Origin of the sequence: Acinetobacter sp. (assembly GCF_036659555.1) — a bacterium.
In the GTDB taxonomy this organism is placed as follows: domain Bacteria; phylum Pseudomonadota; class Gammaproteobacteria; order Pseudomonadales; family Moraxellaceae; genus Acinetobacter.
In genome coordinates this window covers 1-24965 of record NZ_JAVXCI010000001.1, presented here as the reverse complement: position 1 = coordinate 24965, position 24965 = coordinate 1, and the positions used below count along the sequence as shown (strand labels likewise).

24 protein-coding genes and 1 pseudogene are annotated in these 24965 nt (G+C 48.9%); 13 read left to right on the top strand and 12 right to left on the bottom strand.

Features of this window, described 5'->3' with window-relative positions; all coding sequences use genetic code 11:
- Positions 1 to 34: 34 nt before the first annotated feature.
- The 5 genes and pseudogenes from RSA72_RS00125 to RSA72_RS00105 form a co-directional block, all read right to left on the bottom strand.
- The gene (locus RSA72_RS00125; protein ID WP_332623744.1) at positions 35 to 199 is read right to left on the bottom strand and encodes a hypothetical protein; all 165 of its coding nucleotides are present in this window, start codon (positions 197 to 199) and stop codon (positions 35 to 37) included.
- 92 nt (positions 200 to 291) lie between these two features.
- Positions 292 to 834: a YbhB/YbcL family Raf kinase inhibitor-like protein gene (locus RSA72_RS00120; RefSeq protein ID WP_332623745.1), complete on the bottom strand. Its 543-nt coding sequence runs from the start codon at positions 832 to 834 to the stop codon at positions 292 to 294.
- A gap of 65 nt (positions 835 to 899) precedes the next feature.
- Positions 900 to 1187, bottom strand: a pseudogene (locus RSA72_RS00115) (IS5/IS1182 family transposase); the annotation flags it as partial.
- Positions 1188 to 1454: 267 nt separating this feature from the next.
- Positions 1455 to 2009 (bottom strand): thermonuclease family protein, encoded by a 555-nt coding sequence (locus tag RSA72_RS00110; RefSeq protein ID WP_332623695.1) that lies wholly within the window; start codon positions 2007 to 2009, stop codon positions 1455 to 1457.
- 265 nt (positions 2010 to 2274) lie between these two features.
- Positions 2275 to 3192 (bottom strand): LysR family transcriptional regulator, encoded by a 918-nt coding sequence (locus RSA72_RS00105; protein ID WP_332623696.1) that lies wholly within the window; start codon positions 3190 to 3192, stop codon positions 2275 to 2277.
- Between the two features lie 94 nt (positions 3193 to 3286).
- Here RSA72_RS00105 and RSA72_RS00100 point away from each other — a divergent pair, with 94 nt between their 5' ends.
- The 6 genes from RSA72_RS00100 (at position 3287) to RSA72_RS00075 (ending at position 8882) form a co-directional block, all read left to right on the top strand.
- The gene (locus RSA72_RS00100) at positions 3287 to 4528 is read left to right on the top strand and encodes an acyl-CoA dehydrogenase family protein (RefSeq protein ID WP_332623697.1); all 1242 of its coding nucleotides are present in this window, start codon (positions 3287 to 3289) and stop codon (positions 4526 to 4528) included.
- A gap of 120 nt (positions 4529 to 4648) precedes the next feature.
- Complete coding sequence (locus RSA72_RS00095; RefSeq protein ID WP_332623698.1) at positions 4649 to 5770, top strand: phosphotransferase family protein; 1122 nt, start codon at positions 4649 to 4651, stop codon at positions 5768 to 5770.
- On the top strand, positions 5767 to 6465 hold the full coding sequence (locus RSA72_RS00090; RefSeq protein ID WP_332623700.1) for a histidine phosphatase family protein: 699 nt from the start codon (positions 5767 to 5769) through the stop codon (positions 6463 to 6465). Before RSA72_RS00095 ends, RSA72_RS00090 begins: the two co-directional genes overlap by 4 nt.
- A 31-nt stretch (positions 6466 to 6496) precedes the next feature.
- Complete coding sequence (locus RSA72_RS00085; RefSeq protein ID WP_332623701.1) at positions 6497 to 7240, top strand: SDR family oxidoreductase; 744 nt, start codon at positions 6497 to 6499, stop codon at positions 7238 to 7240.
- A gap of 159 nt (positions 7241 to 7399) precedes the next feature.
- Positions 7400 to 8260 carry a methylated-DNA--[protein]-cysteine S-methyltransferase gene (locus tag RSA72_RS00080; protein WP_443098256.1) on the top strand — a complete coding sequence of 287 codons (861 nt, stop codon included), beginning with the start codon at positions 7400 to 7402 and terminating at the stop codon, positions 8258 to 8260.
- Positions 8247 to 8882: an alpha-ketoglutarate-dependent dioxygenase AlkB family protein gene (locus tag RSA72_RS00075; RefSeq protein WP_332632586.1), complete on the top strand. Its 636-nt coding sequence runs from the start codon at positions 8247 to 8249 to the stop codon at positions 8880 to 8882. The genes RSA72_RS00080 and RSA72_RS00075 overlap by 14 nt, the downstream gene beginning before the upstream one ends.
- A gap of 22 nt (positions 8883 to 8904) precedes the next feature.
- Here the strand turns inward: RSA72_RS00075 and RSA72_RS00070 are convergent, their stop codons facing one another.
- Together RSA72_RS00070 and RSA72_RS00065 are read right to left on the bottom strand one after the other, a co-directional pair.
- Positions 8905 to 9657, bottom strand: coding sequence for a hypothetical protein (locus tag RSA72_RS00070; protein WP_332624233.1), 753 nt, complete (start codon positions 9655 to 9657; stop codon positions 8905 to 8907).
- A gap of 189 nt (positions 9658 to 9846) precedes the next feature.
- Positions 9847 to 11229, bottom strand: a complete 1383-nt coding sequence (locus tag RSA72_RS00065) for an alpha/beta hydrolase-fold protein (protein WP_332624234.1) — start codon at positions 11227 to 11229, stop codon at positions 9847 to 9849.
- A gap of 180 nt (positions 11230 to 11409) precedes the next feature.
- Between RSA72_RS00065 and RSA72_RS00060 the strand changes: the two genes are divergently transcribed.
- Positions 11410 to 12120: an SGNH/GDSL hydrolase family protein gene (locus tag RSA72_RS00060; RefSeq protein ID WP_332624237.1), complete on the top strand. Its 711-nt coding sequence runs from the start codon at positions 11410 to 11412 to the stop codon at positions 12118 to 12120.
- 92 nt (positions 12121 to 12212) lie between these two features.
- On the top strand, positions 12213 to 12824 hold the full coding sequence (locus RSA72_RS00055; protein WP_332624235.1) for a uracil-DNA glycosylase family protein: 612 nt from the start codon (positions 12213 to 12215) through the stop codon (positions 12822 to 12824).
- Between the two features lie 7 nt (positions 12825 to 12831).
- On the opposite strand, the gene RSA72_RS00050 is transcribed toward RSA72_RS00055, so the two are convergent.
- The 3 genes from RSA72_RS00050 to RSA72_RS00040 all read right to left on the bottom strand — a co-directional run bounded on the left by RSA72_RS00050 (position 12832) and on the right by RSA72_RS00040 (position 15846).
- Positions 12832 to 13326 carry a pyridoxamine 5'-phosphate oxidase family protein gene (locus RSA72_RS00050; protein ID WP_332624236.1) on the bottom strand — a complete coding sequence of 165 codons (495 nt, stop codon included), beginning with the start codon at positions 13324 to 13326 and terminating at the stop codon, positions 12832 to 12834.
- A gap of 252 nt (positions 13327 to 13578) precedes the next feature.
- Positions 13579 to 14016 (bottom strand): hypothetical protein, encoded by a 438-nt coding sequence (locus RSA72_RS00045; protein WP_332623089.1) that lies wholly within the window; start codon positions 14014 to 14016, stop codon positions 13579 to 13581.
- 276 nt (positions 14017 to 14292) lie between these two features.
- Positions 14293 to 15846 carry a phospholipase D family protein gene (locus RSA72_RS00040; protein WP_332623090.1) on the bottom strand — a complete coding sequence of 518 codons (1554 nt, stop codon included), beginning with the start codon at positions 15844 to 15846 and terminating at the stop codon, positions 14293 to 14295.
- Between the two features lie 132 nt (positions 15847 to 15978).
- Between RSA72_RS00040 and RSA72_RS00035 the strand changes: the two genes are divergently transcribed.
- The 5 genes from RSA72_RS00035 to RSA72_RS00015 all read left to right on the top strand — a co-directional run bounded on the left by RSA72_RS00035 (position 15979) and on the right by RSA72_RS00015 (position 23043).
- Complete coding sequence (locus tag RSA72_RS00035) at positions 15979 to 17094, top strand: S-(hydroxymethyl)glutathione dehydrogenase/class III alcohol dehydrogenase (RefSeq protein WP_332623087.1); 1116 nt, start codon at positions 15979 to 15981, stop codon at positions 17092 to 17094.
- Positions 17095 to 17594: 500 nt separating this feature from the next.
- Positions 17595 to 18617 (top strand): ferredoxin reductase, encoded by a 1023-nt coding sequence (locus RSA72_RS00030; RefSeq protein WP_332623086.1) that lies wholly within the window; start codon positions 17595 to 17597, stop codon positions 18615 to 18617.
- A gap of 20 nt (positions 18618 to 18637) precedes the next feature.
- Positions 18638 to 19792 carry a fatty acid desaturase family protein gene (locus RSA72_RS00025; protein WP_332632584.1) on the top strand — a complete coding sequence of 385 codons (1155 nt, stop codon included), beginning with the start codon at positions 18638 to 18640 and terminating at the stop codon, positions 19790 to 19792.
- A gap of 715 nt (positions 19793 to 20507) precedes the next feature.
- Positions 20508 to 21635 carry a 3-deoxy-7-phosphoheptulonate synthase gene (locus RSA72_RS00020; protein WP_443098257.1) on the top strand — a complete coding sequence of 376 codons (1128 nt, stop codon included), beginning with the start codon at positions 20508 to 20510 and terminating at the stop codon, positions 21633 to 21635.
- Positions 21636 to 21858: 223 nt separating this feature from the next.
- Positions 21859 to 23043, top strand: coding sequence for a PilT/PilU family type 4a pilus ATPase (locus RSA72_RS00015; protein WP_332623083.1), 1185 nt, complete (start codon positions 21859 to 21861; stop codon positions 23041 to 23043).
- 183 nt (positions 23044 to 23226) lie between these two features.
- On the opposite strand, the gene RSA72_RS00010 is transcribed toward RSA72_RS00015, so the two are convergent.
- Entirely contained in the window at positions 23227 to 24399 is a 1173-nt protein-coding gene (locus RSA72_RS00010) for an MFS transporter (protein ID WP_332623082.1), read from the bottom strand.
- 271 nt (positions 24400 to 24670) lie between these two features.
- A complete protein-coding gene (locus RSA72_RS00005; RefSeq protein ID WP_332623081.1) occupies positions 24671 to 24895 on the bottom strand; it encodes a hypothetical protein in 225 nt (74 codons plus the stop codon).
- Positions 24896 to 24965 lie beyond the last annotated feature (70 nt).

The window sequence follows — 24965 nt, the reverse complement described above, 5'->3', positions numbered from 1 at the left end:
TCCTTAATCAAAATAACATCTTTTATTACATAGTTTAATACCCATATTCTTTAAGTTTATCAAAGAGTACAGGATCGTTTTGAAGATTATTGACCCGATTTGCAATGTAGGCCCCCTGACTAAAACCATAAATCGCATCGCCATGAAGGGCTAAAATGTGGGGCTTTCTCATCGATGATTCGATTTCATGCGCAGACATGTTTTTTCCTTTGACTAAGAAACATGCATTTTGAATTTGATTCAATTCCTTATGAGCCACTTTCTCTGCAGCTCAAAGGGCTTTAAATTGACTTAACGCTTGTATAGAGCTTCGATGGTACTTGAACCCAATGAATGGGCTTTTACCATATAGCCAGTTAATGCAGCAGATGCATCAGCTGGCAGTTCGAGTTTTTGGTCGAGAGCATATACGGTGAATTGGTAGCGATGAACACCATGGCCTTTAGGTGGGCAAGCGCCTCCAAACCCTTTTTGACCATAATCATTTGTCACGTTAATCACATCTTTATAATTGAGCTTTCCATCGCCAGAGGTAATCGAGTTAACTTCAACAGGAATGTTCACTGCTTGCCAGTGCCACCAGCCACTTCCAGTCGGTGCATCAGGATCATAAGCGAAGATTGCAAATGCCTTCGTCCCATTTGGCGCACCACTCCATGACAGTTGAGGTGACTTGTTTCCACCTGTACAGCCAAAACCATTAAATTCAAACGTATTCTTCATGAAGTTGCCATGAGAAATATCGCTGCTTGTTAGTTTGAACTCTTGTGCATGGCTGTAACCGGCAGTAAGGCCAATCAACGGAAACAAGAGTTTTAAAATAGATTTATACATTAGATTCTCAGTATTTAAAAAAAGCAGGGTATCTTAATGTTTTTATTACCGTTTAAATCTCTTTATCACGTCATTATTTCGCCCGAAATGCTCAATTTTGATCTTTGATAACTCGACCGCTTTTTCCATATTGTTCTGCCTAAATGTTTTACTGTTTTAAGCAATTCATTCCGTTCAATAGCACTTGCTTTTTAATCTTTCCAAAGTTCCGCATTTTTTCTGGGTGGAATTACCTGCCAGCAGTGTTTTGTGTCATAAGCTCTACCTGCATAAATCGAATCAAACTGCTCTTCTTGCGGGATTTGATCAAGTAAATCACTGACATTGTTGCTGTACGATGCCCAATTCGTTGTGCGATAAATTTTAGGTGCAGGCTTATTCATCAATTAATTATAGGCCATAAACCTTGGAAGATGGGTTTATGCAACAAAGCCGATAGGAACTAAAATAGATTTTGCACTGAGGCGCATCAAGCTGACAGACGCTTTCCTCGCCCAGCGCGGCTTTGCAAGGAACGTGGGAGATTGGCTTTAATACCAAGCGCCCGCCGTAAATAATCAAAGATTTAAGAAATGCATTATAAAAATGAACGGATCAGCACAGCTTAATCCGCTCCATTATCATTTGCGCTGCTTGCGGTAAACGCTTGGCCGGACTGGCTTCGCGCTTTTCCATAAGCCTTTTTTATGCTTGCGGGCATGTTCCTGCAGGGCCAGCATGTGCTTAAGCTGCTTTTTATCACGGATATATTCTTCATATACCCAGGCGGCGCCGCGCTTGATCATTTCCTCATTCATATTGCGCCGGTAGCGGTAAATCACGCCGACGCAGCGGCCATAGCGGTCGACATCGGTAATTTTGACCCGAACCAGCTTCTTGTGCACCATGGCCTGCACCATGCGCTGCGATTCTTTGCCATAGGCCTGAGAAGATTCCGGCGCATCGACATAGGCAAAACGCAATTTGGTTTGCGAACGGCGGATATTCAGCCGTGAGCAGGTGAGGGTGTCGCCGTCACTGACCGCAATCACGCGGCACCAGTACGATTTGCCTTTTTTAAAGGGAATAAACAGCTCAGCCAGAAAAAGATAAATTTTGCGGAGAATAAATAAAGCGGCAAGGCACAGCGCCATGCCTAAGGCAATCAGCCAGCCGGGAGATAAGTTTGCGAGCATAAAAAAAGACTGCTGAATCTATTGATCCGTATCCAATAAATCCAGCAAAAGTTGGAGACCTTAGAATGTGCTGTATTGTAAATGAAATCTGCTGGAATATCCGGCAGATTGATCCGCTATTGGCTTAAAAAACATCGAACAATCAATATTTTGCTGAAATATTAGGCGGCTGTCTGCAGATGCTGAAGATGTGTTTCCAGCGCGGATCCGTTGCGCCGTGCATGCTGCAAATAGCCTAAGCAAATTTATACCCATTCAAAATAGCCTAAGCGAAAATTTTAAAAATTTCGCTCCGCAAAAATTGATGGCGCTGATTTTCCTGCAAATCCTTATGCCAATGCATCCCCAACTTAATTTCCGGCAGTTCCACAGGGACATCAAAAAATTTCAGGCACTCAGCAACCTGCAAATGAGCCAAAATATTTTTCGGAATAGTCAAAATCGCCTGCGGCTGCTGTTCCAAAATCTGCAAGGCGGTTGAATAGTGCTGGCAGCGCAGAAAAATCTGCCGGGACAGCTGTCTGCGGTTAAGATGCACATCTTCCAGCAATACGCCGGTGCGGCGCGAAGAAACGCCAATATGCGGCGAGGACAGATAGCTGGCTTCAGTCAGCTGATTCTGCTGGGTGCAGGCCGCAAACTGGTCTTGCAGCAGCTTCTGAAACTGAATTTTTTCGCCGAAGTTCTGCTCCAGATCAATCACAAAATCAATCTGCTGGGCAGCCAAGTCCGCCGCAATGCTTTTGCGCTCCAGCTTGATGCTGACAAACTGAATGGCCAAATCCAGCTGCTGAAAATGCGCCACCAGCTTGGGGAAAATAATCGGTTCAATTTCATCATGCACCGCAATTTTCAGGCTCTGCACCATGCTGGGGTCAAAGCGCTGCTTCTGCATGGAAATGCCTTGAATGGCCGCCAGCGCATTTTGAATGGCCGGATAAATCTGTTCTGCAAAAGGCGTCGGCAGCATTTTGCTGCCGGCGCGCACAAACAGGTCATCCTGCAGATGCTGCCGCAGGCGCTGCAGGGCATGGCTGGCGGCTGACTGGGTGATGCACAGAATCTGCGCCGCTTTGGAAATATTCTGCTGCTCAAATACTGCAACAAAAAGCGGATATAAATTGATGTCAATGCGGTGGAAAGCGCGCATATCGAGAATGTTTTTGCTATGAATATTATTCATGATTTGCTATGGAGTAAAATCATTTTATTCATAATAGTTTTCAGGTTATGCTGCTGTAAAGATCAGAAAGCATAATATTTTAAAGGAAGCTGCCATGTTTGAATTATCAGCGCGCGCGCAGGATTATATTGAAAGAACTAAAAAATTTATTCAGGATGAAATCGAGCCTGTTGAAACAGCATTCTGGCATGAAGTGCATGAGCTGAATCAGGGCGGTGACTGGACCAAATGGCAATGGCCGGCGCAGCTGGAAATTTTGAAAGCCAAAGCCAAAGCCGCCGGACTGTGGAATATGTTCCTGCCCGATGCTGAACTTGGCCAAGGACTTTCCGTGCAGGAATATGCGCATATTGCAGAACTCTCCGGACGCAGCCTGATTGCGCCGGCAGTCTTTAACTGCAACGCGCCTGACAGTGGCAATATGGAAGTTTTATGGCGCTACGGTTCAGAACAGCAGAAAGAGCAGTGGCTGCAGCCTTTGCTGGCAGGCAAGATCCGCTCCGTGTTCTGCATGACTGAGCCTGCGGTGGCATCCAGTGACGCAACCAATATGCAGGCCACGGCGGTTGTCGAAGGCGGTGAAATTGTGCTGAATGGCCGCAAATGGTGGTCATCGGGCCTGGGCGATCCAAATGCAAAAGTCATTATTTTTATGGCGCATACGCCGGATGAAACTAAAGACCGCCATCATCAGCACTCTATGGTTCTGGTTCCTGCCGATGCTGCCGGGGTGAAAATTGAACGGATGCTGCCGGTCTTCGGCGACTATGATGCGCCGCACGGCCACGGCGAAATCAGCTTTACAGATGTGCGCGTGCCTGTTTCCAGCTTTATCGGCGGTGCAGGCCAGGGCTTTGAAATTGCGCAGGGCCGCTTGGGGCCGGGGCGCATTCATCACTGCATGCGCTGCATTGGCGCGGCGGAAAAATCATTGGAGCTGATGATTGACCGCGGCATGAGCCGCACTGCATTCGGCAAGGAAATTCTGAAACTCGGCGGCAATCTGGAGCGTGTTGCGGAAGCGCGCGTGGCGATTGATCAGGCGCGCTTACTGACGCTGTATGCGGCCTATAAAATGGATACGCTGGGCAATATGGCGGCCTTGACTGAAATTTCAGCAATTAAAGTGGTTGCGCCCAGCGTGCTGGAAAAAGTGGTCGATATGGCGATTCAAATACACGGCGGCGCCGGCGTATCGCGCGATACGCCATTGACCGGCTTCTTTGCGCAGGCGCGTTCGCTGCGCCTGGCGGATGGCCCGGACGAAGTGCATAAAGGCATGATTGCCAAGCTGGAACTGGCAAAGCGCGGCTACAGCTCGCGCAGCAAAAAGTAATCCTGCCGGTCTTATAGCCGTGACTTCAAACCGGGAGTCATGCTATAAGAAAAAGATGCAGTGAATTCATATTAAGCCTTTTTTATAAAATACAAATTCAGGGTTTTAGGAAGAAATAAAATGTCAGTGATTGATATTGGCGGATCAGTGCGTGATGGTGAGGAATTAGATGTCCGCGCTGTCGGAAATTGGCTGATTGAGCAGGGTGAAGAGCTTTCAGGCCCGGTAGAAGTCACTCAATATTCAGGCGGCGCTTCCAACTGGACTTACCGCTTAAAATATGAAAATGCGGATTTAATCTTGCGCCGGCCGCCTAAAGGCACCAAAGCCAAATCTGCGCATGACATGGCGCGTGAATACAATGTGCAGAAAAATCTTGCGCCGTTTTATCCCGTGCTGCCGGAAATGGTGGCCTTATGCCAGGATGAATCGGTCATCGGCTGCGACTTTTATGTGATGAAGCGCGTTGAAGGCATTATTCCGCGCGCCAATCTGCCGAAGAATCTGAATTTCAGTGAAGCGCAGGTGCGCGAGCTGTGCATTAATGTCATCGACAAGCTGATTGAACTGCATCAGGTGCCGTATCAGGGCACGGCGCTGGAACAGCTGGGCAAGGGCGATGGCTACTGCCGCCGCCAGGTTGAAGGCTGGGATGCGCGCTATGAAAAAGCCAAAACGCTGAATGCGCCTTCCTTTAAGCTGGTGCGCAAATGGCTGAAAGACAATATTCCTGCCGACTCGAAAACCTGCATCATTCACAATGACTGGCGTTTTGACAATATCATTTTAAACCCTGAAAACCCGACAGAAGTGATTGGCGTGCTGGACTGGGAAATGGCGACGCTGGGCGACCCTTTAATGGATTTAGGCTCGGCATTGGCCTATTGGGTGGAAGAGCATGACAGCCCAATTTTCAAAGCCACGCGCCGCCAGCCGACCAATTTAAAAGGCATGTTCACGCGCAAAGAAGTGGTGGACTACTACTTGGAAAAAACCGGGCTGCAGACGGACAACTGGACCTTTTATGAAGTCTTCGGCATTTTCCGCCTGGCGGTGATTGCGCAGCAGATTTATTACCGCTATTACCATCGGCAAACAAAGAATCCAGCTTTTAAGGATTTCTGGATTGTCATTCATGCGCTGCATATCCGCGCGCTGAAGCTGATTGGCAAGCAGAAGTTTGAAGCCAATGATGTCGCGCAAAAATATATTGGGAAAATGAAGGAAATTTTAGGAAAATGACCACGATTTATCTTATTCGCCATGGGCAGGCTTCATTCGGCGCAGAAAGCTATGACCAGCTTTCTCCCAACGGCGAATTGCAGGCGAAAATTTTAGGTCAGTATTTTGACAGCATTTTGAAAGAAGCGCCCTATGCGGTTGCCGGATCAATGCGCCGCCATCAGCAGACTGCCGGCATTGCGCTGGAGCAGTGCTTTCCCGAAGCCAGTGTGGTGACAGACAGCGCCTGGAATGAGTTCAACCATCAGCAGGTTTTTGCCCAGTATGAACCGCGCTTCAACGAGCCGCATTTGCTCAAGGCTGATGTGGATAAAGAGGACAACCCGCGGGCCTATTTGGCTAAAATTTTTGAAGGCGCGATTGAGCGCTGGACCGGCGGTGACTATCACCATGAATATGAAGAATCATGGCCGCATTTTAAGCACCGTGTCGAAACCGCCTTGCAGAATTTATGCAATGAACTGGCCAAGACCCAGCCGCGCTATGCGGTGGTGTTTACTTCCGGCGGCGTCATTTCCGTGGCTGCCGGAAAGATTTTAGGCCTCAGTCCGAATAAAACCTTTGCATTGAACTGGGCCATTGCCAACAGCAGCATGACCACGCTGCGCTTAGTCGGCAATGAACCGCAGCTGCTGAGCCTGAATGAGCATCATTTCATTAAGGCGGAAAATCCCAATTTACTGACATGGATTTGATCTTAGAAAAAATCAAACAGGAAGCAAGGTCATGGCAAAAACAATTTTAATTACCGGCGCAAGTTCAGGCATAGGCGCCGGCATGGCGCGCGAATTTGCAAAAAAAGGCTATAATCTGGCCATCTGCGCACGGCGCTTGGAGCGTCTGGAGGCTTTGAAGCAGGAACTGGAAAGCCAGTACGGCATTCAGGTGATTGCCAAGGCTTTGGACGTGACCGACTATGATCAGGTATTTGAAGTTTTCCGCGCTTTTAAAGAAGACTTCGGCACGATTGACCGGGTAATTGTCAATGCCGGCATTGGCGGCGGGCGGCGCATCGGCAAGGGCAGTTTTGAGGTGAACCGCGCGACAGTTGAAACTAACTTTATTTCCGCCTTGGCGCAGTGCGAAGCAGCTGTTGAAATTTTCCGCGCGCAGAATTCAGGCCATCTGGTGGTGATTTCCTCCATGAGCGCCATGCGCGGCATGCCTAAGCACTTGACGGCTTACGGCGCCAGCAAAGCCGGCGTGGCGGCTTTGGCGGAAGGCATCCGCGCGGAACTGCTTGATACGCCGATTAAAGTCAGCACTATTTTCCCCGGCTATATCCGTACAGAAATCAATGAAGGCGCGAAAAAGCTGCCTTTTGAAGTGGATGAAAAAACCGGTTCGCGCTTATTGGCGGCGGAAATTGAAAAAGCCCCAGTCAAAGCCTATGTGCCGAAGTGGCCTTGGCTGCCGCTGGGCTTAGCGATGAAAGTCCTGCCGCTGAAATTAGTCAATAAACTGGGCTGACTGTTCAAGCTGACTGTATTTTTATACGCTCAGCGTGCAAAAGCTCCACAAGGAGCTTTTTTATTTTCGCAAAATGGCGAAAGCTGCAAAACACAAGTTTCAGATTTTTTCTGTTCCGGATTTATGTTTTGATTCTATCAAAGCGTACTGAAGGCATGCATGATGAAAACGGATGACGGTCAAGATCACTATCAATATGAACGGATTGCAGATGCAATTGAATACATTTATAAAAACTTCAAAAATCAGCCTGCGCTGGATGAAATAGCAGCCTCTGTGCATTTAAGCCCGATTCATTTTCAGAAACAGTTCAAGGCATGGGCAGGCGTCAGTCCGAAAAAATTCCTCCAGTACATCAGTCTGGAATACGCCAAGAATGTTTTGGCATCAAAAAAATCCGAAGCGGCGGCAGAGGCGGTTTATGATACCGGATTGTCCAGCCCCAGCCGGCTGCATGACCTGTTTGTGCAGCTGGAAGGCATGACCCCGGCAGAATATAAAAATCAGGGCAGAAATCTTTCAATTCACTACAGTTTCAGCGCTACCCCGTTTGGCGAGGTCATTATTGCATCGACAGGGAAAGGCATTTGCCATATGGCTTTTGAGCAGGACCGGCATCTTGCGCGCCGGCAGCTCGTTCAGGCCTTTCCACAAGCTGAATTTATTGAGCAGCGGGATGCTCTGCAGCAAAGCGCTTTAAGCATTTTTTCTGCGTCAAACTCCCTGCCGGAAATCAAGCTGCATTTAAAAGCCACGGCGTTTCAGCTGAAAGTCTGGGAAAGCCTGCTGAAAATCCCGCAGGGGCAGCTTTCAAGCTATGGCGAAATTGCAGCGGAGATTGGCCAGCCCAAAGCCGGACGGGCGGTCGGAAGCGCAATTGGCAGCAATCCTGTGGCATTTTTAATTCCTTGCCACCGGGTAATCCGCTCAACGGGCATTATCGGCGGCTATAAATGGGGCGCGCTGCGCAAAACAGCCATCATTGGCTGGGAAGGAGCAAAAGCGCATGAACCTGCCTGATCAAAATGATGCGCCGCCAAACCTGCTGCCGTATGACGGCATGGTGCAGTATTACGGGCCAATCCTGAACAGCAAAGCTGCCGATGAATTTTTTCAGCTGCTGATGCGGCGTATAGCATGGCAGCATGATGAAGCGGTGATTTTCGGCAAGCGTATTGCCACCAAAAGGAAGGTGGCGTGGTATGGCAATCTGCCCTATTACACCTATTCCAAGACAACCAAACACGCGCTGCTGTGGACAGAAGAGCTGCTGCAGCTGCGGCATTGGGTGGAGCGCCGGACAGGAGAAACATTCAATTCCTGCCTGCTGAATTTGTATCACGACGGCAGCGAGGGCATGGCTTGGCACAGCGACGGCGAAAAAGATCTGAAGCTGAACGGCGCAATTGCCTCGCTTAGCCTAGGGGCCGAACGGCGCTTTCTGTTTAAGCACAAGCGCACGGGCGAAAAAGTTGAGCTGCTGCTGGAACACGGCAGCCTGCTGCTGATGAAGGATGTGACGCAGAGCCACTGGCTGCATCATTTGCCTATTGCCAAGCGCATCCGGCAGCCGCACATCAGCTTAACGTTCAGAACCATTGCCGATGCAGGCAAAACGCCAGCCGGCCACTCCGCAAAATAATGCTTTGCAGCGCGGTTTCGGCTTATTCGGCATCCGTCAAGCTGCCGGCCTGACTTAAAATCACTTTTCCGGCCTGTTTCACTGTTAAATTCACTTCCGGCGTTTCACTGGCGCCAATAATATTGCGCTCTACCGTATAAGTGTAGCTGCCGTTTTTAAAATCATAGTGGTGATTGCCGCCGCTGCCGTCAAACTGCACCGCGCCTTTATTTAAGACCAATGCCGGCTTTGCCGATTGCGCCTGTCCCGCTTTCCATGAGGCATAGCGGTACTGCCCATTTGGCAGCTCGTCAATGCGCACTGCAAAGCTCTGGGTCGCAAAGCTGAAAACCGGCGCTTTAAAGCTGCGCAAAGAGGGGTGCAGGTTTTGCTTCTGCTGCGCAATCAGCTGCTTCTTCAGCTGCTGTTCGGCCGGACTGCTGTAATTCACGGCGGTGATCTTGCCGTCACTCATCCAAACCTTGCCGCTATCCAGCATAATGCCGCGCCAGCCCACCGCATCCCACTGGCTGAGCTTGGACTGGGCAATCTCCTGTTTCAGCTGGGCATCAAAGACCTGAGCGAAGCGCTGCTGCATTTCTTTGGCATTTTGAATTGCCGGCAGCGGCGCTTCACGGTTCAATGGATACTGAACGTTTTGCGCAACCGCTTGCGCATTGTTCTGCTTAAACAGCTGGATGATATGCGTCACCTGTTTTTGCTCTGCCGGATTTAAGGCAAAAGCAGGCAGGCTGCTGGCCAGCAGCAGGCTGGCCGCCACAATTTTATGCATCATCGGCAATTTCCCCTATAGCTTTATTTGAATGCTAAGCCTTTAAAAAGCTTAGCCTTTAGCATAGCCAATTTCAGGCTGGGAATCAGAAAAATCCGCAGTTTTTTTTGCGCTGAACCGCGCTTGGCTACACCTGCAGAAGCTGTGAGCAGCCAGGCCTGCATCGGAAATGCTCAGCAGAATGATAAAGCGCTATTCAGCAAAAAAATGCAGCAGCGCTTCCTGCAGCGTGACCTGCCAAATGGCATAGGAATGGCCGCCAATATAGCTTTTATACGTGACATCATGGCCTTTGGCCCGCAAGTCAGCAGCCACGGCCGGTGAAGTTTCTAAAATGCTCAGCTCATTATTATTGCGTGAACTTTCATAGCTGTTGGCGGAAATAAACCAATGCTGCTTCGGCTGATGCGGCTGCGCCCGGATGATTCTGCTCATGCCATTCGGCAGGTCAGTTTCTTGCGCCTGCCACCAGAACGAACCCGAAAGCGGCACGGCGTGGCTGATTTCCTGCGGATACTTCAAAGCCAAATAGGCCGAGCTTAAGCCGCCTAAGCTGGAACCCAGCAGCACTGTTTTCCGCTTATTGCGCTCAGCCGGCAAGTGCCGGTCTATCCACGGCAGCAGCTCCTGTCCAAAAAATGCAGTAAATTCAGCATTCGGCGTCAGCTCTTTGGGGCGCTGCGCGTCATCTGGCGCAGACACAAACACCGCCTGAATTGGCGGAAGTTTGCCTTGGCTGACTAAAATATCCAAGGCTTTCGGCACATCTAGCAGGTCTACATACTGCCGGCCGTCAAAGAAAATAGCGGTAATATAGTCCTGCTTGGGGTTGGTACGTTTAGATTGATAGATTTGAATCGTGCGCTGATTATGCAGCAGCTTGCTGTTCAAGGTATAGCTTTTGACTTCAGGGCTGGCCATGCCGGGGAAATCCTTCGGATTGGCAAAGGCCGGCGCACTGTCCAGCGCGGTATAGTTTTCATTTCTTAAGCCGGATGCGTCATTTAAAGGCAAATAGGTCTGCGGGTTGAAAGGGTCAAGTTTCTGCACCTGCAGCACGGCGCGCCGCTGCGCACGGGACTCTTTCAGCTCCGGGTTTAAATGCGGGCAATAATGGGATAAATAGCCTTCAACATTAGGCAAATCTACTGCAAAACTGTAGCTGCCGATAAACCGGCTGTCCACAATTGCTTCTTTAAACCAGATATCGGTATTGGGCAGGCGGGTCAGCCATTCATGGTCATTGCTTGGCCCGCCAATCAGGCGCACATTGTGCGCGGCGCCGCGCCATAAGAAAATAATCCGGCTGTTTTGCGCGTCAATTTTTTCCGCCAGCGGCGTGCCTTGCTGCGCAATATCCTGCCAGAATTGTTCAATGATTTGGGCTGACTGCGTGGGTTTGGCCAGCAGCTGCGCTTGAAGCAGCTTGAGGCGCCGGCTCTCAGGCTGAACAGATTCACATGGCGCAGCATAAGCATACTTTTCGGCATGGACAGGCGCAGGCTGGGCCTGCAGCTGCGGCGCATAAAAGGCAAAACCGCTGCTGAACAGCGCAAAACTTATTTTTTTCAGCATGATAAAAATCAATTCAACAGTGAATACAATTAAAGTAAATGATAATCATTATTGAATTTGCCTGCCAGCCTAAATGTGAAATATCCAGTGTAAAATGCTGCGCAATTGTCGCTTCAGTCAATGCATGCGCTGAATCAATCGGCTAAACTTTTAAAGACTTCCTTGCAGCGGCACGCCATGATGATTTTAAAAGTAGCCACCCTTGCTTTAATTCCCGCTTTAGTGATTCAAGGCTGGCGCGTCAAGAAAAACACGCCACGCTTGCCGGAGCCGGAAGGCAGGCGTGAAGGGCAGTCCGGCAGCGGACAAGCCTTATCCATTTTAATTGCAGGCGACTCGGCGGCGGCCGGCGTAGGTGTAGCGACGCAGGAAGACGCTTTGCTGGGCGCGGTGCTGAAAGAACTGCAGGCTGATTATGCAATCAGCTGGAAACTTCACGCAAAATCTGGCGACAGCACGGCGCAGGCCATTGAAAATGTGCGCGCGCTTGAACCGCGCCATTATGATGTGGTTTTGACTTCAGTCGGGGTCAATGACGTGACCAAGCTGATGTCTGCAGAGGCGTGGATTCAGCAGCAGCGGAAATTTTATGGCTTAATTGAAGATAAATTCACGCCGGGTTTGATTATTGCTGCCGGTGTGCCGCCGATGCATTTGTTTCCGGCGCTGCCGAACCCGCTGGGCTGGCTGTTTGGGCAATACGCCAAGCAAATGAATAAGCAGCTGGCGCAATTTATTCAGCACAGGCCCGCTATGCAATGGATTGAATATGATCTGGAGAAATATCAGTCGCTGAATCTGGAAATGGCGGCTGACGGCTTTCATCCCAGCAAGGAAATCTACCAAATATGGGCGCAGGAAGCGGCGGCCAAAATCCGCCGGAAATTTTAAACTCGCCTTTGTTGGCTGAAAAATTGCCTTTCTGTAAATTTACTTTGCTGAAAACAGGCCTGTAAAATTTAACCGCATTCAATGAACCCGCCATGACTGATACCGAACATTCCGCTGCTGAAGCCATAATCGAAACCCATCCCTTGGCGCCGTTTTTACCTGCCAACGGCAGGCTTTTAATGCTCGGCAGCTTTCCGCCGCCGAAAACGCGCTGGAAAATGGATTTTTACTATCCTAACTTTCAGAATGATATGTGGAAAATTTTTGGCCTGTGCTTTTTTCAAGACAAAAACCATTTTCTGGATATTGAAAATAAACGCTTTAAAGAGCAGCAGATCCGCGATTTCCTCAATGCAAAAGGCATCGGCATTTTTGATACGGCCTATCAGGTCATCCGCTTGAAGGGCAATGCTTCAGATAAATTTCTGCAGATTCATACGCCGACAGACTTGAAGGCACTTTTGGCCCGCATGCCGGATTGCCGCAGCATTATGACCACGGGCGACAAGGCCACCGATACCCTCATGCTGTCGATGCCTGAAAGCGCGGAAAAGCCGGTGATTGGCGCGTCCAGCCGGACGCATTTTGCCGGCCGTGATTTACATTTATACCGCATGCCGTCTTCATCACGGGCTTATCCGCTGGCTTTGGAAAAGAAAGCGGAAGCCTACCGCCAGTTATTTATTGAAATAGGCTTACTTTAAGTAAGATTTAAAAGTCCAGCTGTTTCGGCATCATTTCAGGATACTGCACCCATTTATAGCCATGCGCTTTAAAATCGCGGACATGGGTGAAATCAGACCAGATTTTTTGGCTGCCTTTCGTCCATTGCAGCGCTTTAATCCGCGCATTCACGCGCGCTGATTCTTCAACCGAAGCTGGACGCAATGGGCCAATTTCCGCATATAAGCGCACGCCGGGATAATCCTGAAATTCGCCTTTAAACAGCGATTTCAGCCAAAAGAAGCGGCTGCTGTTCACGGCTTGAATGCAGGCTTTGGCGTTTGCCGCCAGATTTTCCTCCAGCGCGTTTGAATAGGCATCAAAAAAGAAACCTGAATAGCCCTGTTCATGCAGGAACAGCGTTCCAATTGGGGTGATGGTCGGCTGCAGATGCTGATCCACTGTGGCAATTGAGCAATGCATGGCTGCGCGCTGCGCATCGGCAACGACTTTGCGGATATGCTGCCAGTTGTGCAGATTCATTTTTATTCTCCTGTTTTTATTTAAAATTTTACAGAGTGCATTTCTATTGCTTTGCGAAGATAGCCTATTAAGCATGGCCATGCATAGCCGCAGCCTTTAAGAAAAATCCGCGCTAAGCAATCGAGCATGCTTGAATACCTAAATTATTGATCAGGCGCCGATAGCAGGCAGTTATTTAACTCGATTAGGTGGCTGAGGGCGCAGCGGCAAGATTGCTGTAACACTGAAAGATTGGAATATCCGGCGCATCATTCAGCCATCATATTCCGCATAGTCCCAAAGGTTCAGCCGGGCTTTAATTTCTTTGCGGATATTCGGCAACATCGGCAGCAGCGTGCCGTCAATCCATAAGCTCAGCGCCTGAGCGGACAGCTGCTGCTGGGCCGCATCCACCAGCTGCGCGCCTTTCACCAATACCAGTGTTTCGTCACAGGCCGCAGTTTCAATGCCTTTGAATAAGACCTGCAGTTCAAAACTGGTGTCCTGAATGAGCCATTCCAGCTCAATCTGAATATTCTGGCAGGATTTCAGTACCGCCTGGCCTTCCCAAATATCGCTGCCGGAAAGGCAGTCATGTTCTACACGCACTTTGGAAAGCGTCCACTGCATGCCGCCTAAGTCTTTTAAAGTCTTATGCGGGGTTAGAATATCGCTTAAATTGAACTGGCGGCTTAAATCAAAAAACTGCATTGGAGGGAGATCGCAAAATAGAAAAATAAAGGAAAAAACACTGCGCAGGCAATTTTAAAGCAATGCGGCAGGGCTGTAAAACCTTTGCCGCCGCTGATCTTTTTTATGTATAAATGGCATTCATAACTGAATAAGAAGGTGGCGATGCATCATCAGGACTTCATCAGCCCGGCAGGCTTGAGAAATCTGGCTGGCGCGCAGCAGGCTGCATTTTAAAGAAACCGCTATTACTTGAAGATAACGGTTTATATGTATTTAAATGCAATGGCTACGTCATTACATCATCCATTCAACCGGCAGGTAGGACACCGCTTTCATGGCGAAGCGCTGAAAACCGGTAGTGTCCGGGTCGGTTTTGTGCTCTTTAACGGAACCATCCTGCTGATGATCCAGCCAGATAATTTCATTGCGCTCATTCAGCTTCAGCTGATAGGCAATTTGCGGCAGATACTGGTTCAAGGCTTGAGAAATGTCATTCTGCAGCTGTTCAGATTCAACCACTAAGCCGACTTCTGAATTGAGATTAGCCGAACGCGGGTCAAAGTTGAAAGAGCCGATAAACACCATGCCGTCGATATCAAAAAATTTGGCATGCAGGCTGGACGCGCTTTTGCCTTTTGCAGGGATTACATTGCCGGTCATCACTTCGTACCATGTGCGCTTTTTGCGCTCTATATAAGGCTTGAATTCATACAGCTGCACGCCATTTTTCAGCAAGTCATGCCGGTACTGCTTATAAAATGCATGCACCACGGCCACATCATTGGCGGCGAAAGAATTGGTCAGCACCCGCACCTTAATATTGCTCTGCGCCAAGCCTGCAAGGTAGTCTGTGCCGCGCCGTGTCGGCACAAAGTAGGCGGAAACCAGCTCTATATGCCGTTTCGGTTCGCCCATAATCCGCAGCATTTGGTTGTAAATCAGCTGCTGGCCGCTGGCTTGGCCGCGGATTTTATCCGGGTTGTCTGCCACAAAGTGCGCCGGCGCCCAGTTAAAGGCGCGGTGCTTTAAACTGGCGTCCAGCTGCTGCTGCGCAAATTCAATTTTGTTTTCGACCTTATTCTTTTGCACGGCATCCAGCGCGTATGCCTTGCGCAGGCTGTCCAAATCCGGCTTGGCGCCTGCGCCCAGCAGCTGCGGGACTGGATAGCTTAAATCGTCATTCCAAAAGTCGATGAAGACCGCATTGGCCTGCTGAACCGCGGTGCCGTAGAACAGAATGTCCAAGTCAGTAAACTGAAAGCTGTCGCTGGCATCGAAATATTCACGGCTGATGTTGCGCCCGCCGGTCACCGCAATCGCGCCGTCGGCAATAATCAGCTTGTTATGCATGCGGTGATTGATGTTCTTGAAGCGGAATGCATAATCAATCGCGCGCAGCTTTCTGAACTTATAGGGATTAAATAGCTTGATTTCAAAATTGGGATGGGCAGCCAAGGGCTTCAGCACAGCGTCAAGCTGCGTACCGTTTTGATCGTCAATCAGCAGGCGGATTTTTACCCCGCGGTCGGCCGCCTTTAAAAGCTCCTGCAGCACCATGTGGCCAATATAATCGTCTTTCCAAATGTAATACTGCAGGTCGATGCTGCGCTGCGCATTCCGGATCAGATGCACGCGCGAGGCGATGCTCATAAAGGCGTCATCCAGCGCCAGATAGGCGGTTAGGCCTTGCGCCAGCTGTGCTTCCGCACTGTTTCCATTCAGCCAGTGTCCGGCATGAACTTGAGCGGGAGATTCCGGTTTAGATTCATTCATAGGCAAACTGCACCCCGTGAGCGGCAATAACATTAAGGCAAATGAAACAGCTTGAATCGGTAAGCGGATCTGCATATTTATTTTAAGGCCATCCAAAAGTGATATGGTCATAATATCATCATGTTAAAGGTTGAATCATGCAATAAAAAGGGGTTACTGTAGATCATCTGTTAACTGCTAATCTAGCCAACAAAGGATGTTCACCGCATGAAATCTCGCGCAGCTGTCGCATTTGCTCCCGGCCGGCCCTTGGAAATTGTGGAAATTGATGTTGCGCCGCCGAAAGCCGGCGAAGTGCTGGTCAAAATCAGCCATACCGGCGTTTGCCATACCGATGCTTTCACTTTATCCGGCGATGATCCGGAAGGCGTATTTCCGGCGGTGCTTGGCCATGAAGGCGCCGGCGTTGTGGTCGAAGTCGGCGAGGGCGTAACCAGCGTCAAGCCGGGCGATCATGTGATTCCGCTTTATACGGCGGAATGCGGCGAATGCCTGTTCTGCACGTCTGGGAAAACCAATCTTTGCGTTGCTGTCCGCGCCACACAGGGCAAAGGCTTAATGCCGGACGGCACCACGCGCTTTTCCTATAATGGCCAGCCAATTTACCACTATATGGGCTGTTCCACTTTCTCTGAATATACTGTTGTTGCCGAAGTTTCCCTGGCGAAAATCAACCCTGAAGCCAACCCTGAGCAGGTCTGCCTGCTGGGCTGTGGCGTCACCACCGGCCTGGGCGCGGTAAAAAATACCGCAAAAGTTCAGGAAGGCGACAGCGTGGCCGTGTTTGGCTTGGGCGGCATTGGCTTAGCCGTTGTGCAGGGCGCGAAAAAAGCCAAAGCGGGCCGGATTATTGCCGTAGACACCAACCCGGAAAAATTCAAGCTGGCTGAGCAGTTTGGCGCAACAGACTTTGTCAATCCAAAAGACCATGAGCGTCCGGTGCAGGAAGTGATTGTGGAAATGACCGGCTGGGGCGTAGACCATTCATTTGAATGCATCGGCAATACCAATGTGATGCGTTCTGCGCTGGAATGCGCGCACCGCGGCTGGGGCCAGTCGGTGATTATTGGCGTGGCGGGCGCCGGTCAGGAAATTTCGACCCGCCCATTCCAGCTGGTGACTGGCCGCACATGGAAAGGCACCGCATTTGGCGGCGTCAAAGGCCGTTCGCAGCTGCCGGGCATGGTGGAAGAAGCCATGAAGGGCGACATTCAGCTTGAGCCTTTTGTCACTCATACCATGGGGCTAGATAAAATCAATGAAGCCTTTGATTTAATGCATGCCGGTGAATCAATCCGCTCTGTGGTGCATTTTACCGACTGACTGCGGACAGACCTGAAAAATTGAGTGAATAAAAACCAAGCTCCGGCTTAATGTTATTCAGTTAAGATTTTTTAATCCTCCCCAACCCTCCTTTTTCAAAGGAGGGAGCATTTTGAAATTTAGAATGGTCTTGAATTCAAAAGCATTCCCCCTCTTTTACAAAGAGGGGTTAGGGGAGATTTATCAATGAGTAATAATTAAATTACGCTTAACTGATCAGCATTAAAGCTCCAGCTTGGTTTTTTTATGTCTGGCTGTTGTAAGCCGCATCCTGAATGATGAAGCGCAAGATGCGTGACGAGCTTTTTCCGCATAAAAAGCATCCATCTGCAGGTCAGCATATGGGAAAACATGGCATTTTGTCTGACAGAAAATGCTGAAAACTCAGAAAAGACGAATTATGTCCCGTATTGACATAGCTTCAAAGCGGGCAGCGCACTATCTTGGCATCACAATAAAAAACACTTGTATATTATCTACGGATTTTTTGAGAGGGCCGCATGCAGAGTAATACAGAATATAAGCCGGAGTGGATCCGCGAAGATTTTGTTGATTTCATTGCCGAAAAATTTGACTCAATTTGGGCATGGAAAAGAATTAAAGCTGAAATTGCCAGTGTTAAAGCATTAAGCTCTGACTTTATTCAGCTGCGGCTGCGCCCAAATCAAAATTTTAAAGTTCAGGACTATCAGGCAGGGCAAAGCATTTTGCTGACAGTGCTTATTGGCGGCGTGCGCCATCAGCGCAGCTATTCAATTGTCGATATTTCAGATCAGGGGCAAATTGCGATTGCTGTGAAAAAGCAGGGCGCGGTCTCAAATGCCTTAACAGCCTTGCAGGCGGGCGCTGTGGTGGAAATTTCCAAGCCGCAGGGCGGATTTGTCCTTAAGCCATCGGCCCAGGCCAGGCTGCTGCTGGCTTCCGGCAGCGGCATTACGGCAATTTACGCCTTATTGGCAGCGCATTTGCGTCAAAGCCAGCAGCCTATTGACCTGATTTATTTCACGCGGGACGGTGCCTACGCCGCTGAAATTCAAGCTTTGGCGGCGCAATACCCGCATTTTAAGTTTCACTTAATCAATACGCTGCAGCAGAAACAGCATGCAGATGCCGCGCTCTTAAAACAGCGGGTTCCAGATTTTAAAAGCCGCGACTGCTATGCCTGCGGCGCTTTAGCCATGATGCAGAGCATTCAGCAGCTCTATGCGCAACTGGCTTTAACTGAGCAGCTGTATACAGAGTATTTTCAAATACCTGCAGATGAAAGCCTGGAGTCGCAGCCGGTGAAATTCCTGTGCGCGCAGCAGGAATTTCAAGCCCAAAGCAATTTGCTGGAAAGCGCTGAACTGGCTGGATTAAAGCCCGCGCATGGCTGCCGCATGGGCATTTGCAATACCTGCTCATGCACCAAGGTTCAGGGTTCGGTAAAAAATATGCTCACGGGTGAAATTGACAGCCGGAACAATGCGCAAATTAAGCTGTGCATTTCTCAAGCCATCAGTCCGGTCGTGATTAATCTATAAAAAATGCAGGGCAGAAAAAAATGAATAAACCCGTTAATTTGAATGAAAACAGCAAGCTGCATTATCTAAGCTCAGATCAGACCGAAGAGCTGGGCGCCAGAATTGAAGCCGTCCGCCGTGAAATTATGGACAGCCTGAACGAAAAAGACGCGCAGTATATTTATAAGATCCGCAATTTTGTCCGCTATAGCGAAATTGCTTCACGCGGCCTGCTGATGTTTGCCGGCTGGCTGCCGCCAGTATGGCTGCTGGGTACAGGCCTGCTGGGAATTTCCAAAATTGTGGAAAATATGGAATTAGGCCATAACGTGATGCATGGCCAGTTTGACTGGCTGAATGATCCGGCCTTAAATGGCGCCAATTATGACTGGGATACCATTGCGGCGGGCGATGACTGGAAATACACCCATAACTATATTCATCATACCTATACCAATATTGTGGGCATGGATCATGATGTCGGCTATGGCCTGATCCGCGTCAGTGAGTCGCAGCCGTGGGAGCCGCGCTTTTTATTCAATATTCCTTTAGCTGTGCAGCTGATGCTGTTCTTTGAATGGTATGTCGGCATTCAGAATTTACATTTGGAAGATATTTTCGCCTATAAAACCAAGAGCTGGCGCGATGTGTGGAATGAATCGGCCAAAGTCCGCATGAAAATGAAGCGCCAAGTGCTGAAAGATTATGTGTTTTTTCCAATCATCGCCGGGCCGAATGCCATTCCTGTATTTGCCGGAAATGCCGCAGCGAATGTGATCCGCAGCCTATGGGCGTCGGCTGTGATCTTTAACGGCCATTTCACTGAAGATGCAGAAACCTTTGAAATGGACAATACGGAGAATGAAAGCCGCGCAGAATGGTGCTTGCGCCAAATCCGCGGTTCAAGCAACTTTTCCGGCACCGCATGGCTGCATATTTTAAGCGGCAATTTAAGCCATCAAATTGAGCATCATTTATTTCCAGACATGCCGGCAAACCGTTATGCAGAAGCTGCGCCAAAAATTAAAGCGCTGTGCGCGGAATACGGCATCCGCTATAACGAAGCCAGCTTTATTAAACAGTTTGCCAGTGTCTGGATGCGCTTAGCGGAGTGCTCATTGCCGAATGACTGGAAAGCGGAGGCGAAGCATTCTGTGGCAAAGGCAAAAGAGCTGCTGCGGAAATTTAAACTTTGACCCTGCGGACAAGCCGCAGAGCACTGTTTAATGCCAGTCAGTGCTGAAGTTGGCTGGCACTTGCTATTTATTGGGGTTTTTCGCGCTGAAGCATACTATTTTGCGCACCAAAAAATGAGAAAAGGTGTTCAGCTTTTTGATGGCTGAATAGCAGCTGCTTCATTTTGGCGGATACTCAGTTAACTTAAGCTGAATTAAAATGATGCGGAAGCGAAAAAGTGGTTTCATGCATGCTGTATAGCGCCGGTTTTTGATCAGCCTTTCAAGGGCAGGCATTATGTGAATGATGAACAGATTTTGTTCATTTTTTATCAGTTTTTTTAAAAAAAGCTATTGTCAAAGCGCTGAATACAGCGTATTTTAATTTCCAGATACTTACTTTTTGATGACATCAAGATGTTAAAGCAGCCTCTAATTTCAAACGCTTCTTATTATTTCTGGCAATTTAGATAATTGCCTGAACGCGTTTGGGCAAAGAAATGGTTGCCCACCAGTTGATACCTGATCGGCAACCCTGGTCAGGTTTTTTTATGTCTTGATTTTTATAAATTTTTTGGAGAATTCGTCATGATGGCATTTAACTGTTCATATTTTAGCAGCGCATATTGGTTTTACTTTAGTCAAATTAAAACACTTAACCAGAAATCGATTAGACCCATAACGCTCAAATAAAAGCTCGGACTGCGAAATGATCAGCAGTCCCAAGGAAAGGCCAATGAACGCTCTAAATACCGCATTACAAAAATCTACGGCTAAAGAAAAAATTTTAAGCCTGCCGCATCAGCTCAAGGCGCAATTGCCTTTGTCCAATCCGCTTGCGCGGCAAATTGCTGAACAGCGCGAAACCATACAGAATATTTTAGAAGGCAGGGATAAGCGCCTCTTGGTGATTACCGGCCCATGCTCCATCCATGACACTGAATCCGCTTTAGAATACGCAGAAAAATTAAAGCAGCTGCAGGCGCAAGTGTCTGATCACATTTTTCTGGTCATGCGCGCCTATATTGAAAAACCGCGCACAACAGTCGGCTGGAAAGGTTTCCTGTATGATCCGAACTTAGACGGTTCATCCAATATGCAATTGGGTTTGGAAAAATCACGCGAACTCTATCTTAAAATTGCGGCCATGGGCCTGCCGATTGCTTCGGAAATCCTCAGCCCAATAGCGACTGCATACTTCGATGATCTGCTGGCTTGGGGCGCAATTGGCGCGCGCACCAGCGAATCGCAAATTCACCGTGAAATTTCCAGCCATATGCCGTACAGCATTGGCTTCAAAAACGGCACAGACGGCTCGATTCAAATTGCTTTAGACGCCATTCAGTCCGCCTCTCATCCGCATCAGTTCTTAGGCATGAGCCAGTCGGGCCTGCCAAGCATTTTAGAGTCACAGGGCAACCCTAAAGCGCACTTGATTTTGCGCGGTGCAAACAGCGGGCCAAATTACCGGCTGGCTGAAATTGAGCAGATTAAAGCCAAAGCGAAAGGCGAGCTGCCGGCTTTGGTGATTGACTGCAGCCACGGCAACAGCAGTAAAAACCCAATGCTGCAGCCTGACGTTTTGCGTACGATTGTCGATGAGCGCCATTTAAGCAATGTGCGCGGTGTGATGCTGGAAAGCCATCTGCTGGATGGCGCGCAGAAAATTTCCTGCGCAATGGCTTATGGCCAGTCTGTGACAGACGGCTGTTTAGGCTGGGATAAAACCCATCATCTGCTGCTGGAGATTGCCGAAAATCTGAGCGGCTGCCGCTGCAGCGCAGCGCCTAAGCAGGGTTCAGGGCTGAATTTGCTTCGGGACGGTGCTACGCTTAAGGGGGCGTGTTCACTGCATCCAGCTTGAGCCGGATCAAAACTGCACTGCCTTTTGAGCTGAAAAGGCAGTGCATCAAGCAATAATGCGGATGTTTGATCTGAAGCACATTTTTCGTGAAAAATATATTGAAAAATTAATTATTTATATTTGTGTAAATATTTGATTTTCTTCATAATAAGTCAGTGCAAAAATAAAAACTGTAATTGACCGGTGATTTTGCGCTGCTGAATTTATTTGGGGAAAATTTTTTATGTACACAGCCGAATTGCTGGAAGACGCGCGCCGCTTAATGTTCCATATGTTGACCAAAGTCGTGGAATACGGCGGTTCTGATTTATTTATTACCGCAGATTTTCCGCCGAGCATCAAGCATCAGGGCTTAATGAAAGCTTTTGGCCAGCAGGCGCTGACAGCAGATAAAACTAAATTATTCGCCTACAGCCTCATGAATGAAAAGCAGCGCAAGGAATTTGAAACGGAGCTGGAATGCAACTTCGCCATCAGCGTGCCGAATGTTTCGCGCTTCCGCGTCAATGTGTTCCAGCAGCAGCTGAATACCGGCATGGTGATACGCACCATCACCAATGAAATTCCAAACTTTGTCCAGCTAAAGCTGCCGGAATCGCTGAAAAACGTGATTATGGAAAAGCGCGGCCTGGTGCTGGTTGTAGGCGGCACAGGCTCAGGGAAATCCACCTCTTTGGCGGCCCTGATTGACCACCGCAATGAGCATTCTGCAGGGCATATTATTACCGTGGAAGACCCGGTGGAATATGTGCATAAGCATAAAAAATCCATGATTACCCACCGCGAAGTCGGTGTGGACTGCCATTCCTGGCACAATGCCTTGAAAAATACCCTGCGTCAGGCACCGGACGTGATTCTGATTGGCGAAATCCGCGACAGGGAAACCATGGAGCATGCCATCGCATTCGCCGAAACCGGCCATTTGTGCTTAGGCACGCTGCATGCCAATAACGCCAATCAGACTTTAGACCGCATCATCAACTTTTTCCCGGAAGAGCGCCGCAATCAGCTGCTGATGGATTTATCGTCCAATATGAAAGCGGTGATTTCACAGCGCCTGATCCGCACCGAAGACGGCAAAGGCCGGCGCGCGGCGGTGGAAATCATGCTGAATACGCCGCTGATCTCTGACTTGATTTTAAAAGGCGATTTTCATGAGCTGAAAGCCATTATGGGGAAATCACGCGAACTGGGCATGCAGACTTTTGATCGGGCTTTATTCGAGCTGTATAATGACGGCGCAATTTCATACGATGAAGCCTTGCGCAACGCGGATTCAGCCAATGAGCTGCGCCTGCAGATCAAGCTGAAAAGCCCGCGCGCCAACCCATTGCTGCAAAGCGCAGCTTCAGACTTCAGCATGCTGCCTGAGCAAAAAGCTGAAGAAGAGGCGGCGGAACCGGCTTAAGGGCCGCAGGCCAGAATGCTGCTGAACATTTTGCAGCATCCCTGAGGTATAAAGGCATGATGGATTCATGCCTTTTTCATGCAGCCCTTTATGCCTTAAGCCGCGCATGGCGTTTATGCAGATCCAATGGCATGAATGGCGTGAAAATAAAAAAGCAGACAGCTGAACCGGCTGGCATTCCGGTTAAGCAGGCTTTTGCGCCACTGCAAATTTATAATACAGCAGGCTGGCCAGAACGAGCGCCGCGCAGCAGAGATAGGCCGCGCTGTAGCCGGCATTCGCAATCAGCATGCCGATAACAATTGAGCCGACCGCAATGCCCAGATCATAACCGGTGAAATAGGTGGATGTGGCATGGCCGATGCGGTTTTTCGGCGAGCGCTGAATGGAAATCGTCTGCAGGCAGGGCTGCGCCGAACCGAATCCTATCCCAATCAATACCGCGGCGGATAAGAAGCCGGCGACAGATTCAATTTGAGCTAAAACCGCCAGCCCGATGGCAAAGAGGATCAAGGCGGGATAGACCACAGCGCTTGGCCCTTTGCGGTCATAGAGCTTGCCGGTTATTGGCCGCAGCACCATCATGGAAATGGCAAACACCGCAAAGAACATGCTGGCATAAGCAAGCATATGTTTGGATTCTGCAAAAGTTGCAATAAAAGACATGATGCTGGCATAGCTGAATGAAATCATCATGGCCATTAGGGCCACCGGCAGGGCTTTGAATTCAATAAAGTCATGAATGCTGATGCTGCGCTTTTCAGCGCGCGGCTCAGGCTTTTTATCGGCAGGCAAAGGAATAAGCAGGCAGAAAATAAAGCCAAGCACGATGAATCCAGCCAGAATGCCTGCGATGGCAGTATAAGGCATGCTTTGAATCAGGCTAAGTCCAAGCAGCGGGCCAAGCACGATGCCTAAATTGATTGACATCAGAAAATAGCCCATGCCTTCGCCTTTGCGCGCAGCGGGAATAAATTCGTGGGCAATCGGCACCGCAACCGTGGTTAAGATGCTGAACCAGATGCCATGCAGGAAGCGGATCAGCAGCAGCGCCGTCAGATTATCCGCCATGACATAGGCCAGGCTGAAGAGGCAGAACAGCGTTTCTGAAATATAGAGGGTTTTTTTTGCGCCGAGCTTTTCAATAATCAAGCCGCTGAATGGGCGCACCGCAATGGCTGAAGCCATGAATAGCGTCATGGCTAGGCCCGCCTGAGACAGGCTGCCACCTAAGTCATTCACAATGTAGATGGGCAGAATGGCGGTTTGCGCGAAATAGAAAATAAATAGAAAAAGGTTATTGGCCAAGCACAGAATAAACGGCTTATTCCATAAATGTTGAGCAGCAGTGTTCATAATTCACCTGAATACAGAGGTCGGACAGGCGGCTTGGCTTAAGCGTTTTAAAATTATTGTCCGCTCAGAATACAGTCAAGGCGTCATGGGAATGGCCAAGAGTGTAAGGCGGTTTTGATGAAAAGTATAGTTTTAAGTGATATTTTTATGTATTTTTAATATTAAATACGGATAAAAATATAGGTGAAATATCTTAATTTGATTATTTTAATGTTTATTTTGGTTTTGTTTTTCAGGGCTTAATACCTGCCGGAAACAGCTGATGAAATACCTAAAAGTATTCGCAAAGCCGTCTATCTCCGGTTAAATCAGCTGCGGTTTTTAGCTGTGAGAATTGCATAGGAACAGCTGGCAAGGCTATCTTTAGGGAATTTCCTTCAAAAAGGCGGCTTAAATAATTGGGGGCTGGCTTATCCGCGGCATCTATCTTCCAGCTGCCTGATTTTTTTGCTGTGCCGGTCAATACGCAGTTTGCAGGCATAAAAAAATCAGCCATTCGGCTGATGCTGACTAGTTAAGCGTAATTTCATTATTACTGATTGATAAATCTCCCCTAACCCCTCTTT